Origin of the sequence: Pseudomonas sp. NFACC25, assembly GCF_900100935.1 — a bacterium.
Lineage (GTDB): Bacteria > Pseudomonadota > Gammaproteobacteria > Pseudomonadales > Pseudomonadaceae > Aquipseudomonas > Aquipseudomonas marginalis.
Genome location: NZ_FMUC01000004.1, coordinates 362622 through 377973 on the forward strand (window position 1 = coordinate 362622; position 15352 = coordinate 377973).

The 15352-nt window shown below is 64.3% G+C and carries 11 protein-coding genes; all 11 read right to left on the bottom strand.

The window, feature by feature from the left end:
• Positions 1 to 129: 129 nt before the first annotated feature.
• The 11 genes from BLQ09_RS12535 to BLQ09_RS12585 all read right to left on the bottom strand — a co-directional run bounded on the left by BLQ09_RS12535 (position 130) and on the right by BLQ09_RS12585 (position 15338).
• The gene (locus BLQ09_RS12535; protein ID WP_027606748.1) at positions 130 to 789 is read right to left on the bottom strand and encodes a glycosyltransferase family 2 protein; all 660 of its coding nucleotides are present in this window, start codon (positions 787 to 789) and stop codon (positions 130 to 132) included.
• Positions 786 to 1385, bottom strand: a complete 600-nt coding sequence (locus BLQ09_RS12540) for an SAM-dependent methyltransferase (protein ID WP_092357047.1) — start codon at positions 1383 to 1385, stop codon at positions 786 to 788. Before BLQ09_RS12540 ends, BLQ09_RS12535 begins: the two co-directional genes overlap by 4 nt.
• Positions 1382 to 2140: a PIG-L deacetylase family protein gene (locus BLQ09_RS12545; RefSeq protein WP_027606746.1), complete on the bottom strand. Its 759-nt coding sequence runs from the start codon at positions 2138 to 2140 to the stop codon at positions 1382 to 1384. Before BLQ09_RS12545 ends, BLQ09_RS12540 begins: the two co-directional genes overlap by 4 nt.
• On the bottom strand, positions 2137 to 3135 hold the full coding sequence (locus tag BLQ09_RS12550) for an acyl-CoA dehydrogenase family protein (protein ID WP_092357050.1): 999 nt from the start codon (positions 3133 to 3135) through the stop codon (positions 2137 to 2139). The genes BLQ09_RS12545 and BLQ09_RS12550 overlap by 4 nt, the downstream gene beginning before the upstream one ends.
• Before the next feature lies 1 nt (position 3136).
• Complete coding sequence (glgX, locus tag BLQ09_RS12555) at positions 3137 to 5296, bottom strand: glycogen debranching protein GlgX (protein ID WP_027606744.1); 2160 nt, start codon at positions 5294 to 5296, stop codon at positions 3137 to 3139.
• Between the two features lie 130 nt (positions 5297 to 5426).
• Positions 5427 to 5687, bottom strand: coding sequence for a DUF2934 domain-containing protein (locus BLQ09_RS12560; protein WP_027606743.1), 261 nt, complete (start codon positions 5685 to 5687; stop codon positions 5427 to 5429).
• Positions 5688 to 5711: 24 nt separating this feature from the next.
• A complete protein-coding gene (locus tag BLQ09_RS12565; protein WP_092357053.1) occupies positions 5712 to 8462 on the bottom strand; it encodes a malto-oligosyltrehalose synthase in 2751 nt (916 codons plus the stop codon).
• Positions 8459 to 10543, bottom strand: a complete 2085-nt coding sequence (malQ, locus tag BLQ09_RS12570) for a 4-alpha-glucanotransferase (protein WP_092357056.1) — start codon at positions 10541 to 10543, stop codon at positions 8459 to 8461. The genes BLQ09_RS12565 and malQ overlap by 4 nt, the downstream gene beginning before the upstream one ends.
• A complete protein-coding gene (gene treZ / locus BLQ09_RS12575; protein WP_092357059.1) occupies positions 10540 to 12285 on the bottom strand; it encodes a malto-oligosyltrehalose trehalohydrolase in 1746 nt (581 codons plus the stop codon). Before treZ ends, malQ begins: the two co-directional genes overlap by 4 nt.
• A gap of 19 nt (positions 12286 to 12304) precedes the next feature.
• Positions 12305 to 13861 (bottom strand): glycogen synthase GlgA, encoded by a 1557-nt coding sequence (gene glgA, locus BLQ09_RS12580; protein WP_074846904.1) that lies wholly within the window; start codon positions 13859 to 13861, stop codon positions 12305 to 12307.
• A 523-nt stretch (positions 13862 to 14384) separates the two neighbouring features.
• Positions 14385 to 15338, bottom strand: coding sequence for a D-2-hydroxyacid dehydrogenase family protein (locus BLQ09_RS12585; protein ID WP_092357062.1), 954 nt, complete (start codon positions 15336 to 15338; stop codon positions 14385 to 14387).
• Positions 15339 to 15352: the final 14 nt, after the last annotated feature.

The following is a 15352-nucleotide window of genomic DNA, read 5'->3' on the forward strand; positions in this document are numbered from 1 at the left end:
GACGACTCTATTTATTCACCACAGACTCCGCCGTGGTGCACGCGTGGTAATCCAACCCTGAATTACCAGCAAGGCGTCATCAGCATAGACAAGGATTGGTCGCTTTTACATTTTGCAATGTCGTTTTTTTCAAGACGCGCACATCAGGCTCTTCAAATAATCGCCGAACCCGCCCTGGGCACGGGCCTCCAGGCGCGCGCTGGTGATGACTTGCGGGGCGTGGCTCCAGGCGATGGACGCCCCGCAGCGCTCGAGGTCGCGCACCAATTGCACATCTTCGTGACAGGGCAGCGGTTCGAACCCTCCGGCCCGCACATAGGCTCCGGCACTGATGCCCAGGTTGGCGCCATGGATATGCCGGTGGCCGTCACGGGCGTGGTACGCCTGCTGGTAACGGATCTGCGCCGCCGGGTCGAACCCTTCGCTCCAGGCGTCGACGGTCACGGTGCCGCACACCGCGTCGGCGCCCAGTGCCAACTGGGCCACCAGCCAATCGGGGGCCACGCGGCTGTCGGCGTCGGTGCATGAGATCCAGCGCGCACCCTGGTTGAGCAGGTGTCGCGCGCCCACCCCGCGCACATGGCCCACGTTGCGCGCCTGCACCTCCAGGCGCTGCACCGGGAACCCTTCGGCAATCGCCGCACTGGCATCGCTGCAACTGTCGAGCAGCACCAGGATCTGCACCGCTTCACCCAGCAGGCCTGGGTGACGGGCAGCCACCAATGCGGCCTCCAGACACTCGCCGAGCAGCGCCTCTTCGTTATGTACCGGGATCAGAATGCCGATCATCGCAGGCCCTCAAGGGTGGCAACCGAAGTGCCGTCGCGGCTCCACAGGTCGAGTAGAAAGTCGGGTTCGTGGTGGGTGGCGACCAGGGGCATCCCCAGCCGCTCATGGAGCAGGGCATGCACCTGTTCGGCGGTCTGCGGGCACCCGTCGATCGTCGGGCGCCAGTGGCAGGCCAACACCTGGCCGTTGGCGGTGAGGCTGCCGAGGGCGCGATCGATCAAGCGGCACAGGTCATCGCGGTCGAGGTAGTAGCACAGCTCGCTCAAGACGATCAGATCGAATTCGCCGGTCGGCCATTGCGCGGGCAGGCGGCTCTGCTCCACCCGGGCATGGGCAAAGCCCAGCAGGCGGCTGCGTGCCAGGGCGACGGCGGCCGAGGCGGTGTCGCAACACAGCAGGTGATCACAACGCGGGGCCAGCTCGAAGCTCAATTCGCCATTGGCGCAACCGGGCTCGAACACCGAGGCATAGCGCGGCCGGGTCAGGAGTGCCAGGGTCAGCGCCCGTTTGCGACGCTCGTACCAGCGTTGGCGAAAGGCCCAGGGGTCGTCGTTACCGGCAAACAGTTGATCGAAATACGGTGTCGCCACACTCATACGAATACCACTTCAAAAGGTTGTAGCAGACGCTCCACCACATAGGGTGCCAGCACCGGCGGCAGGCCGATCTGCGGGTCACCCTCCAGCTGGCTGGCGAACGCATGGATGGCGTGGCGCTTGCGCGCGACGGCTTCACAGGTCAGGGGGATTTTGCGGGCACGGTGCCAGGGCACCAGGCTGTTCTCGGGAGACGCCCAGTGCCAGGTCCACACCGGCAGCTCATAGAGGGCCGCACCCACCGCGTGCGCTGCCTTGGCGCTCGCGCGGCCAACGGCCTCGTGGTCGCAATGGCCGTCTTCGCGCCAGGTGGTAAACACCACATCCGTGGGTTTGAGGTGGCGCTGGATAAAGGCGCTGAGCTGCTCTTCCCGCGCCGCGACCTGGCTGTCGCTGAAGCCGGCCCGCAACCATTTCAGGCTGTGCAACGGCACACCCAGGCGATGCAGGGCCTGGGCCGACTCCTGGGGGCGCACCACGCTCAAGCGCTCCACCGACCAGTGGGTGGAGCCGGGGTGACTGGCGCTGCCATCGGTGACCGAAATCAATTGAATGGGCCGGCCCAGTTCGGCCAAGCCTTGTAACAGGCCGCCACAGCCCAGCACTTCGTCATCCGGGTGCGGGGCGATGATCACCGCGCGGTGGCCCTCGGGCACCAATTGTTCGACGCTGATCTGCGGCAGTTCGGCCATCAGCGGCGAGTCCTGCCAGCGCTGCAGGGGCGTGCCCTGGCCGACGATCGGGTTGGGTTTCATAACTGCCACCTCCCTGTGGGTTCCCCGGCGACCAGTTCGCCGAGGCCGGCCAGGTCGCGTTCGGCATGGCTCTGGCGGACATACACCGGCAGGTCCGCCATCAACTGGGCGAAGTGCGGATCCTTGCAGTACGGACCCGCGCCCACGGCTCTGCCCACATGCCGCATGACCTGCTCGACGGTGTCCTCGATGCACGCGCGCACCTGCTGGGCCAGGTGCCGGGCATTGGCCCTGGGGTAGCGGTCGATCTGTTCAGCGCTGGCCCGCAGCACACAGGCCGCGCTGTTCAAGGCGCTGTCGACCGCACCCAGATGGGCGAGGGCGTGAGGCTCCGAGCGCTTGCTGCAGTGATCGCGCAACACCTCGGCCAGGCGTTGTGCGGCACCGTACCAGCAGGCGGCGATACCGATGCCGCCTTGCCAGAACCCGGGGCGCGCGAGGTAGTCGCCGGGGCCGCCCACGGCAAGGCCATGGGCACCGTCAAAGACGACCTCGACGCTGCCGGTGGCGGCCATGCCCACGGCACTCCAACCGTCGTGGGTGACCGTGATGCCCGGTTGATCCATCTGCACCGCGACCAATTGCTGGCCGCCTTGTTCATCCCACGCCGTCAACAAACCATGGCTGAGCACCGCCGCCCCGGAACACCAGGCTTTACGCCCGTCCAGACGCAGGCGATGACCCTCGCAGCGCACCTGCACCTTGGCATTCGGCGGTTCTGCGGCCCACATGCCCCACAGACTGCCCAAAGGCGGCGCCGGGCTGCGCAGCTCTGCAATGATCGCCAACGCATCGGTGTGGCCTTCGAACAGCTTGCACAAGCGCAGGTCATGGCCAGCCACCTGCGCCAGGCGACTGAACCGCCCGAGGGTGTCGCCGCTGCCAGGCAGCGGCAACTGATCGAGGCCTTCCTCCTGAAGTGCCCTCAAGGCCTTGGCCAGGGCCTGCGTGTCCGCATAGCCCTGGAAGCCTTGAAGGAATCCATGCAGTGCCATGTCACACCTCGTCGTCACGCTGCAGTTCGAACAGCAGCAGCGAGCGGCCGGTCACACCGTACTCGTGGTCGAACTCGAAGCGTTCCTGGCCACGTACCGCCGGCTCGTTGGTGTCGAGCATGCAGGTCCAGAACTCACCCTCCGGCACCGGCGGCAGGCGGAAATTGACCACGTCGTGGTGGGCGTTCACCACCAGCAACAAGGTGGCGTCGGCACCGGCGCGGCGAATCCCGGTTTCCTGGGCGCGGCCATCCATCAGCATGCCCAGGCAACGGCCGTGGCTGTCTTCCCATTGCTCGGTGGTCATCTCGGTGCCAGCCGGCGACAGCCAGGTGACATCCTTGACGCCGATGTCCTCGTTGTAGTCGCCCACCAGGAAGCGCCCACGACGCAGGATCGGGTAGGCCAGGCGCAGCTTGATCAGGCGCTTGACGAACTTGAGCAACGCCTTGCCGTCCTCGTCCAGGTCCCAGTTGACCCAGCCGATCTCGCTGTCCTGGCAGTAGGCATTGTTGTTGCCGTGCTGGGTGCGCGCGAACTCGTCACCGGCGACCAGCATCGGCGTGCCCTGGGCCAGCAGCAGCGTGGCGAAAAAGTTGCGCATCTGGCGCAGGCGCAGTGCGTTGATTTCCGGGTCGTCGGTGGGGCCCTCGACGCCGTGGTTCCAGGACAGGTTGTTATTGCTGCCGTCCTGGTTGTTTTCGTCGTTGGCTTCGTTGTGCTTGTCGTTGTACGACACCAGGTCATGCAGGGTGAAACCGTCATGGGCGGTGATGAAGTTCACCGAACTGTACGGGCGGCGGCCACGGTGGTTGAACATCTCGCCCGAGGCGGTCATGCGCCCGGCGAAGTCCGCCAGTTGGCCGTCATCGCCTTTCCAGAACGCGCGAACGGTGTCGCGGAAACGGTCGTTCCATTCAACCCAGCCGGGCGGGAAGTTGCCCACCTGGTAGCCACCGGGGCCGCAGTCCCAGGGCTCGGCAATCAGTTTGAGCTGGCGCAGCACCGGGTCCTGGCGGCAGGCCACGAGGAAGCTGTGGCGTTCATCGAAGCCATCGCGGTAGCGGCCGAGGATGGTCGCCAGGTCGAAGCGGAAGCCGTCGACGTGCATCTCGTTGGCCCAGTAACGCAGGGAGTCGGTGACCATCTGCAGTACGCACGGGTGGCTCAGGTCCAGGGTGTTGCCGGTGCCGGAGTCGTTGATGTAGAAGCGCTTGTCATCGGGCATCAGCCGGTAGTACGAGGCGTTGTCGATGCCGCGCATGGACAGGGTCGGGCCGCGTTCGTTACCTTCGGCGGTGTGGTTGTAGACCACGTCGAGGATCACTTCCAGCTTCTGCTCGTGCAGGTGCGCGACCATCTCCTTGAACTCGGCGATCTTGCCGCTGGCCAGGTAGCGCGGGTCGGGGGCGAAGAAGGCAATGCTGTTGTAGCCCCAGTAGTTGGTCATGCCTTTTTCCAGCAGGTGCTGGTCGTTGACGAAGGCGTGCACCGGCAGCAATTCCACCGACGAGATGCCCAACTGGCGGATGTGCTTGAGCACATCATCTTCCATCAACCCTGCACAGGTGCCGCGCACGTCTTCGCCCACCGAAGGGTGGCGCATGCTGATGCCGCGCAGGTGGGTTTCGTAGATGATCGTACGGTCCCACGGCACCCGCACCGGCTGGTCGTTGCCCCAGGTGTGCGCCGGGTCGATGACCTTGCACTTGGGCACGAAGGGCGCACTGTCACGCTCGTCGAAACTGAGGTCGTCGTCCGGGTGGCCGATGGTGTAGCCGAACAGCGCTTCGGACCATTTGAGTTCGCCCACCAGTTGCTTGGCGTAGGGGTCGATCAGCAATTTGTGGTGGTTGAAGCGATGACCATTGGCCGGATCATACGGCCCGTACACGCGGTAGCCGTAGATCAGCCCAGGGTGGGCGTCGGGCAAGTAACCGTGGAAAATTTCGTCGGTGTATTCGGGCAATTCGATGCGCTCGAGTTCCACTTCGCCGGTGTCGTCGAACAGGCATAGTTCGACTTTCTCGGCGTTGGCCGAGAACAGCGCAAAGTTGACACCCAGGCCATCCCAGGTCGCGCCGAGGGGGAAGGGCAAACCTTCACGAATCCGCGACGGCTCGCTGCCCGGCGTCGAAGGGGTCTTATGGGGTTTGCTCATTGAGTTGCTCCTGCAAGGCTGTTTTTTCGGGCCGAACGCGGCCGTGCTGACGAGTTTTCAGCGGATGATAAGAAGAGTGAAATCACCTTTTGCCGACCGCGCCGGCAAAAGGTCGATGGCGCCGTGCGCGTTAAGCCTTGGGCTTTTTCGGCGCGGGTGGCTTCTTGGCCGCCGGCGGCGCCGGCTTGCTCGCGGCTGGCTTGGCTTTCGCCGCAGGCTTGGGGGCGGTCTTGGGCTTGGCGGCGGGCTTGGGTTTGCTCGGCGTCAGCGCTTCGGCTTCGGCCAGCTTGCGCGCCATCTCCCAGTGGCGCGCGTCTTCCCCGTGGGGTTTGCCTTCAGACTCCCAGATCTGATGCGCCAGTTCGCGTATGCGTTTGTCTTCAGTACTCATCACAATGCTCCTCACAGAAAATTTTCAGCTTTCTTGATCATCAGGATTGATAAAGACATTGACCGGGAAATCCCCCAGGGCAGTGCTGATCAACAGCTCCTTGTCTGGTGTGACTGCGCCTGTATGAAAAAGTCCCTTCCAGTTTTGCGTTGGTGCGGCGAACGGTAATTTCACCCGTGTATCGCCCCAAACCTGCGCATTGATCTGGGGATGCACACCGTTTTCAAGCAGTTCATGGGACCAGCGTGGCACCACTACCAGCACGCGTTTGCCCTGGTGTTCGCGGCAGAATGCGACCACCCGCCCGGCGTGTTGGCCGACCACTTCCAACGCTGTATAGCGGCCGCTGCGGAACACCTGCGGATGGGCCTTGCGCAAGGCCAGTACCTGGGCAATCAAGGTTTGCTTGATACGCCCGTCACGCCAGTTGAACAACAGTTCGCCGATGTCCGGCGGGGTATTGAGTGCCTGTTGCCGCGCGGTGAAATCCACCGGACGACGGTTGTCCGGGTCCACCAGGCTGAAGTCCCAGAACTCATCGCCCTGGTACAGGTCCGGCACACCCGGCACGGTAAGGCGAAGCAAGGTTTGCGCCAGCCCATTCAGTGCGCCGGCGGGGGCGATGGCCTGGGCGGCGTTATTGATCGCACTGCGCAGGGGCCGACCTTCCTCCGTGAGCAGCAGGCGGGTGAGAAAAGCCTCGACACCCTGTTCATAGGCCTCATTGGGCGCACTCCAGCTGCTCTGCAGCTTGGCTTCGCGCAGGGCTTTTTGTTGCCACTGCCACAGGCGCTGGTGATAGCCTTCGAAGTCCTCGGCCTGGTCCAGCGGCCAACTGCCCAGCAACACCTGGTACAGGATCAGTTCATCGCCGGCCGACGGTGTGGTCGCGTCGTCGCGCAACGGCGCCGCCAGGGTGCGCCAATGCTCCACGTGCTCGACATACCACGGCGCGCACTCGCTGAGCACGGCCAGGCGCGCCCGGGTGTCTTCGCCGCGCTTGTGGTCATGGGTAGCGGTGGCCAGCAGGTTGTCGGGGAAGGCCTGCAAGCGCTGTTGGTTGATGGCATGAAACTCGGCCAACGGCGCGCTGAACTGCTCGGTACTGAAGCCCACATCGTTGCGCGACAGCAGCACGGCCGAGCGATAGAACGCGGTGTCTTCCACGGCCTTGGCCGCTGCCGGCGAGGTCAGTTGCTGGAAGCGCACACAGGCATGCTTGAGCATCTTGCGCTCGCGGCCCACCGGGCGATTGCGCCAGGGTTGGCCGCCGAGCCAATTTTCCAGATGCTCGAGCACCGGCCAGTCGCCCTCGCCAAGGGTCGTGCGGGCGCCGTCCATGGCCTGCTGGAACACCTTGTCGTCATCTGCGCTGCGACCGCGAGCACTGATATAGGTGCGGTACACCGGGAAGTGCACGATCAGTTCCTGCAGCGCGCGGCGGATTGCGCCGAGGGTCAGGTCGCGGGTCATCACGTCGTCGCGGGCCACTTGCAACAGGGCCTGGGCCACGCTTTCAAAGTCGCCGCCCAGGGAGCCGTTGAGGATTTGCTGGCGGGCCAGCCGCGCCTCTTCGATAAACGCCGAGGGACGTTCGCTGTGACGCGTCCATAATTCCGCCAGCGGCGCAAAGCCCTCGGGATGGTGTTGCAGCAGCGACAGTTGGTTCATGAATTCGTAGCCGGTGGTGCCGTCCACTTGCCAGTCTTCGCGAAGGGTTTCCCCCTCGCCGAGGATTTTTTCGACGAAGATCGGCAAGTGCCGTTCGGGCGACAGCGTATCCACCCGACGGCGCAGCTTGCGGCAGTAACCGCGCGGGTCGGCCAGGCCGTCGATGTGGTCGATGCGCAGACCATCCACCAGGCCTTCGCTGATCAATTCGAAGATCTTGCCGTGGGTGGCTTCGAACACTGCGGTGCGCTCCACGCGCAGCCCGCCCAGTTCGTTGACGTCGAAGAAGCGCCGCCAGTTGATATCGTCCGCCGCCGTGCGCCAGCTGGCCAGGCGGTAGGCCTGTTGCTCGAGCAACTGGTGCAGGCGCTTGAAGCCCTCGGGCGTGCGTCCGTCGAACTCGGTCAGCCGGCGTTCGATAAGCTCGAGGACTTCGGTGGCGCGCTCGGCCAATGCCTGCTTGAGCCAGGCGGCTTCGGCGTAGGCGTCATCCTGATAGGCCAGGGCGCTGAAGCGGTCGGCCAGGGGTTTGAGCAGCTCGTCGGTGCCGAGGATCGCCGCGTAATCCCGTGGGCAGATCGGGAAGCGATGTTCGTAATGCTCAACATGAAACGCGCCGTGGGCGGCATCGAAATGCAGCGTCAGCGTGCCGCTCTGCAAGGCTTCGCCGTAGTCGCTGCCGAGAAAGGGCATGAGCAATTGGCCCTTGAGCAGCGGGTCGGGGGAGTGCCACTGGATATCGAAGAATTCGCTGTAGGGACTCAGCCGGCCCCATTCCAAAAGGTCCAGCCACCAAGGGTTGTCAGCGCCGCCCACGGCCATATGATTGGAGACGATATCGAGGATCAGCCCCATATCGTGCTCGCGCAGGGCCGCGACCAACCGGCGCAAGGCGGCTTCGCCACCCAGCTCGGGATTGACGCTGGTGGGGTCGACCACATCGTAGCCGTGCATCGAGCCGGCGCGGGCAGTCAGCAGTGGCGAGGCATATAGATGGCTGATGCCGAGCTGGGCGAAGTACGGCACCAGTGGCACAGCATCGTCCAGGGTAAAACCTTTGTGGAATTGCAGGCGCTGGGTAGCGCGCAGGGGCAGGGCTTTCATCGGTCACGCTCGTAGGCTTGGTTGCGCGCGACGGCCAGCAGTTCAAGGCGGCGCGCGGCACCGGCGTTGTCGAGCAGGCTGGAGGCCTCGCCCGGCAGACGGCGGCGCCAATTGGGGTGGGTGTCGGTGGTGCCGGGCAGGTTGGCCTGTTCTTCCAGGCCCAGGGCATCTTCCAGCGGCAACAGCACCAGCGGCGCACGGGTGTGGCCGAGGTAGCGCACGCTGGCGTCGATCATATGGTCGGTTTCATTGCGGATCTCATCGACGAAGTTCTGCGGGTCCTGGCTCAAGGCCTGGCGCAGCGCCTGGCGTTCACGCAGGCGGTGCTCGCTCCATTGCTCCACGGTGGGCGCATCGATCAGGCCCAACTGGACGTTCCAGTCGATATCGCGGCTGTGCCACCAACCGTTGAGGGTCGGCAAGTCGTGGGTGCTGGTGGTGGCCAGGGCGTTGTCCGGCCAGTCGAGGATCGGCTTGAACTGGCCATCGTGGCCCTGTTCGAACAACAGCACGCGCATGCCGAGGATCGAGCGGGCGATGAGTTTTTCGCGCAGCCCATCGGGCACTGTGCCGAGGTCTTCACCGAGCACGATCGCCTGGTGGCGGTGGGATTCCAGCGCCAGCAGGCGCAACAGGTCGTCCACCGGGTAATACAGGTAAGCGCCGTCACGCGGCGAGGCGTCCATGGGGATCACCCACAGGCGTTGCAGGCCCATTACATGGTCGATGCGCAAGCCGCCGGCATGGGCGAAGTTGGCCCGCAGCATCTCGATAAACGCGCGGAAACCGTTGCGCTTGAGACCTTCGGGCGAGAACGCGGAAATGCCCCAGCCCTGGCCGGCACGGTTCAGGATGTCGGGTGGCGCGCCCACGGTCAGGTCGGCCAGCAACTCATCCTGGCGGCTCCAGGCCTGGCTGCCACCGCCGTCGGCACCGACGGCCAGGTCAGCGATCAAGCCGACGCCCATGCCGCTGCCTTTGGCGGCTTGTTGGGCGCGCTCCAGGCAACGGGCGATCAGCCATTGGCCAAAGGCGTAGAAGCCGATCTCGGCGTGGTGCTCTTCGGCGAACGCAACCAGCGCAGGGCTTTGCGGCGAGCGCCACTCTTCAGGCCAGTGGCGCCAGTCAAGGTCCTCGCCTGCAGCGGCGCGCACTGCCTGCACGGCTTCGAAGCGACAATGGTTTTCCAGCGCCTCGCCACCGGCCTGGCGAAAGCTCAGGAAGTCGGCATGCTGCGGGTGATGGCCGTGACGGAAGTCTTCATACAGAACGCGCAACAGCCGCTGTTTGGCTCGCGCAGCGGCTGGCCAGTCGATCAGGCTGTGCTGTTCCAGCGCGCGCAGCTCTTCTTCCAGGCCAAGGGCTTCAATCGCATTGCGCACCTCACGTTCGCCGAGAATGCAGGCGGGCGAGGCATACAGGCTGTTGAGGAACAGGCGGCTGGACGGCGAGTACGGGCTGTAGCGCTCGGTATCGGCGCTGAACATCGCGTGCATCGGGCTGATCGCCAGGGCATCGGCGCCGCGTTCGGCGGCGGAACGGACCAGGTGTTCCAGGGCCAGGGTGTCGCCGAAACCGCCATCGCCCAGGCGGCGCAGTGAATACAGCTGGGCGCTCAGGCCCCAGGCGCGGGCGGGGCGGTTGTCCACCGCTTCGGCCACGCTGTAGCAATGGGTGGGCGCGACCGCCAGGGTAAAGCTCTGGTTGTCGATCTGCACCTGGTGGTAGCCCAGGGCGATAACCCCGGGCAGCACGGCATCGCCGTCGAGGCGCAGTTCCAGGCTTTCGCCGTCTTCGAGGTTGACCCGGCACAGGGTGTCGGGTTCGAAGTAGCGCGCCAGGTCGAGGCCTTCGCCGCTGTCGACGGTCATCAGGGGCGGCAGGTGCTTGTCTTGTTGCGCCCGCTCCAATTCAAGCAGGCTGGCGTTGATGTCGGCATCGTTGTCGGCCGGGTGGCCCAGGCCTTTGAGAACCGCGCGCAGGGCGTCGGGTGTCACTCGTTGCGGGCGGCCGTTTGCGTCGATCCAATCGACGGCCAGGCCCGCGCGGCTGGCGAGGATTTCCAGGTTCGCTTCGCTCAAGGGTGCTCTCCAACAGGGGATAAGGTGACGCGGGCGCTGAAGGGCGGCAGTTGCGCACCTTGCAGGGCCGGCGTTTCGAACAGGACCGGCGCGGTGGCCGGGTGATCCAGCGGCGTGGCGCTCAGGTTCAGGTCGATCTGCAACAGGCTGCCGTTGCCCAGGCGCCAGCGCGCACTGACGGCGGCGTAGGCCAGCACCTGCGCGCCCAATGCCACGGCGCCAGGCAGGTGCGGCACGATATGGCGATGGCGCAGGCCCAGCAGTTGGCGGTAGAGCTCGGCGTGTGGGGTGTCGGCGATCACCGGGGCCGATTGCGCGAATGTCGACAGTGCGTTGGGATCCGGGATGCGTTCACGGCGCTCGGGGTCATGGAACGCGGCGAAGTCGGCAAATTCATTGCGTCGGCCTTCGCGTACCGCTTCAGCCAGTTCACCGTGGTGGTCGGTAAAAAACAGGAACGGCTCGCTCGCGTTCGCCTCATCCCCCATGAACATCAGCGGAATCATCGGCGACAACAGCAGCAGGGCGGTTGCTGCCTTGAGCGCCTGGGGCGAGCAGAGCTGGTGCAGGCGCTCGCCCAGGGCGCGGTTGCCTATCTGGTCGTGGTTCTGCAGGAACGCGACGAAGGCCGTGGGCGGCAAGTCAGCGCTCGGTTCGCCGCGCTCGTGGCCATGGCGGGTGGTGTGGCCCTGGTAGATAAACCCTTCGCCCAGGCAACGGGCGAGTTTGGTGGTGGGATCCTGGGCAAAGTCGCTGTAATAGGCATCGGTCTCGCCGGTCAGCAACACGTGCAGCACGTTATGGAAGTCATCATTCCATTGCGCGTCGAAATCCTCCTTGAGCAGGCTGGCCTGGTTCAGCTCGTTTTCCAGCACCAGCCACACCTGCCGACCGGTATCCACCTGCTGGCGTACCCGATGCGCGAGTTCCTGGAGGAAACCGGGGTTGTCGATGGCGTGCACCGCGTCCAGGCGCAGGCCGTCGAAGCGGTACTCAAGCAGCCACATCAGCGCGTTATCGAGGAAGAAATTCCGCACCTCACGGCGCTCGAAGTCGATCCCGGCGCCCCATGGGGTGTGCACGTCTTCCTGGAAGAAGCCCTTGGCATACTGGCCCAGGTAATTGCCGTCAGGGCCGAAGTGGTTGTAGACCACGTCGAGAATCACGGCGAGGCCGTGTTCGTGGGCGCTGTCGACCAGGTGCTTGAGTTGCTCGGGCGAGCCGTAGGAAGACTGCGGTGCGTAGGGCAGTACACCGTCGTAACCCCAATTGCGCTCACCGGGAAATTGCGCCAGTGGCATCAATTCAATCGCGGTGACGCCCAGCTCGGCCAGGCGTGGCAGGTGCTTTTCGACTTCGGCGTAGCCCCCCATCGCGCCGACGTGCAATTCGTAGATCACGGCTTCGTGCCAGGGGCGGCCTTGCCAGTTGGCGTGACGCCAGGTGTAGGCGAGCGGGTCGACCACCAGGCTCCAGCCATGCACGTCCGAGGCCTGGGCCCGGGACGCGGGGTCGGGAACGTCCATTTCCCCATCGATGTTGTAGCGATAGCGCGTGCCCGCCGGGCATTTCACTTCAGTCTCGAACCAGCCATCTGCCTGGGGCAGCATGGCGATGGATTTACCGTTTTCCAATTCAACGCTGACATAAAACGCGTCTGGCGCCCACAAGGCAAAACGCGTGTGTTGCGCGTCCAGCATGATTGCGCCGTGGGGCCAGGTTTCCAAAGTCCGTAACGGCATCTATGAAGACCTCCCTTGATTATTTAGTCGATTTCCCCAAGGCCTTGGCCACCAGTTGTTCATACAGCTCGGCGTAGGGTTCCACCGCCTGGCACCAGTTGAAGGGTTGGGTCATGGCGCGGCTGCGCATGGCGTTGAGCAGGCCTTTATTGGCGAAGACCCGGAACGCGCGGCTCAGGGCTTCTTCGTAGCTTTCTACGGTGGATTCATTGAACAGGAAGCCGGTGACGCCATTCTCGATGGTGTCCGCCAGCCCGCCGGTGTTGCGAGCCACGGGCAGTGAGCCGAAGCGCTGGGCATACATCTGGCTCAGGCCGCAGGGTTCGTAGCGCGATGGCATCAGCAGGAAGTCGCTGCCGGCGAACATGCGCCGCGCGTCGGTCTCGTTGAAGCCGATGCGCACACCGACCTGGCCCGGGAAGCGCAGCGCCAGTTCACGCATGGCCTGTTCTTCTTCCGGCTCGCCGCGCCCGATAATGGCGATCTGCCCGCCGTTCTCGACGATAAAGCTCGCCACCGCTTCGGTGAGGTCGAGGCCTTTCTGGTAGACCAGGCGCGAGACCACCGCGAACAGTGGGCCGGTGGAGTCATGCAGGCCGAACAGCTCGCGCACGTGGTCGGCGTTGATGGCCTTGCCTTCCCAGTCACCGATATTGAAGTTGTGGGTCAGGTGCGTGTCGGTGGAGGTTTCCCAACTTTCATCGATACCGTTGGGGATGCCACTGAGCAGGCCCTGCTGGGTCTTGGCGGCGAGGAAACCGTCGAGGCCGCAGCCGAATTCCGGGGTGGTGATTTCCTGGGCGTAGGTCGCACTCACGGTGGTGATGTGGCTGGAATACGCCATGCCCGCCTTGAGGAACGACATCTTGCCGTAGAACTCCATGCCTTCCTGCTGCAAGGCGTGAGGCGGGATACCCAGCTCCGGCGTCGAGGCCAGGCTGACCACGCCTTGATAGGCGAGGTTATGGATGGTGAACAGTGTGGGTGTGCGTGACCCACGCCAGTGCATATAGGCGGGGGCCAGGCCGGCGGGCCAGTCATGGGCGTGCACCAGGTCCGGGCACCAGTGGATCTGGGCCAGGTTGGCGGCCATGTCGGCGGCGGCCAGGCCCAGGCGGGCGAAGCGAATATGGTTGTCCGGCCAGTCGCGGCCGTTGTTGGCGCCGTAGGGCGTGCCTTCGCGCTCGTAGAGCTCGGGGCAGATCAGCACATAGATGACCAGGCCGTCCTTGAGGTCCATGCGCCCGATCTTGCACGGCGGCAGCGCGGCGTGGCCACCCAGCTCACCGATGATATGGATCGGGTTGTCGCTTTCCATCACCTGCGGGTAACCGGGGATCAGGACGCGCACATCATGCAAGTGGGCCATGGCGCGGGGCAGGGCCGCGGACACGTCGCCCAGGCCACCGGTTTTCACCAGGTCGGCGAACTCGGAGGTGACGAACAATACCTTCTTGCGATTGGGATTATTACTCACGATCGGCCGCACAGTGTTGGGCAGGTCGGCCAGTGACGTTGGCCCCTCTGCCGCCTTACTAAAACGCTCTCCCTGAGTATCTACAGCGGCACTGATCATAGTTCTCTCCCAATGTTGGTTGGCTAATGGCCCGCTGCCACTAGCTCCGAAGACCGCATCCTGCGGCCAGGCGCACAAGCGCTATACAAGCTGGCAAGGCTTATGCCAGTTGCACGGTCGGCTTAAATAGATTGGATGGACGGGCATCGGGTGTGAACCGCGTGCACTCGCCCTACCTTAAAACTGGACCTACGGCAGAGTTCGAAAGTTTAGATTTTTTGCGGGGTTTTTGTTTTGGAAGGGACCCATCGGTCATCAGTCTAGGACAGATTCCAGAGCCTGTAGGGTTTGTGCGGGAATTTTGTAGGACAAAAAACTTGTAACCATATGCAATTGAGGAAGGCGAGAGGTTGTAGTGAGCAGGCTTGCCCTGCGCTGGAGTGCGAAGCGCTCCCAAACAATTTGGCGGCCTGCCACCCCGTTGCCGGTTTTCAGGGCCGCTTCGCGCCCCAGCGCAGGGCAAGCCTGCTCACCACGAAGATTAAGCTCACACCCTTAGTGCGGGTCGCACCTGATTGGTGCGTCAGCCAAGCACCCGAATGGGCGCGCCCTTGGCCCAGGCCTGGATATCTTCAATCATCTGCTCGTAGAACTGCCGGTAGTTCTGCTCACTCACGTAGCCCACATGGGGCGTGGCGAGTACGTTGGGCAAGTGGCGAAACGGGTGATCCACCGGCAGCGGCTCTTCGGCGTACACATCCAGCGCCGCGCCCGCCAGGCGACCAGTGGTCAATGCCTGCACCAGCGCCTGCTCATCCACAATCGGCCCGCGCGCGGTGTTCACCAACCGGGCCGTCGGCTTCATCCAACTCAATACTTCGGCGTCGACCAGGCCACGGCTGCGGTCGCTGAGTACCAAATGAATCGTGAGAATGTCGGCCTGCTCAAACAGCTCGCGCTTGCTGACCCAGGTCGCCCCGGCCTGCACGGCGTGCTCCGGCGTGAGGTTTTCACTCCAGGCCAGCACCCGCATACCGAATACCTGGGCGAACTGCGCAACCTTCTGGCCAATGCTGCCCAGGCCGAGCACTCCCAGGGTCTTACCGTGCAGGTCGCCACCCAGGCCCGCCTGCCAGCCACCCGCGCGCAGTGAGTTGGCTTCGGCCAGCAGATTGCGGGTAGACGCCATGATCAGTGCCCAGGTCAGCTCCGGCGCCGCCTGCTTGTAGCTGTCGGTGCCGCACACCTGGATGCCCAGGGCCTTGGCGGCGGCAATATCGATGGCGGCATTGCGCATGCCGCCGGTCACCAACAACTTGAGGTTGGGCAAACCCTGCAACAGCGCTTGGTCGAAGGTCGAGCGTTCGCGCATGACGCAAATGACCGTGAACGCCTTTAAACGCTCAATCATCGTGGCGGTATCGGCCGGATAGTCGTGCAGGAAGTGCACCCGCCCCACGGCCTCCAGCGGCGACCAATCCACCACGCCACGGGCGACATTCTGCCAATCATCAATGACTGCGATCTGTACCGACATGCACGCGTGCCTCG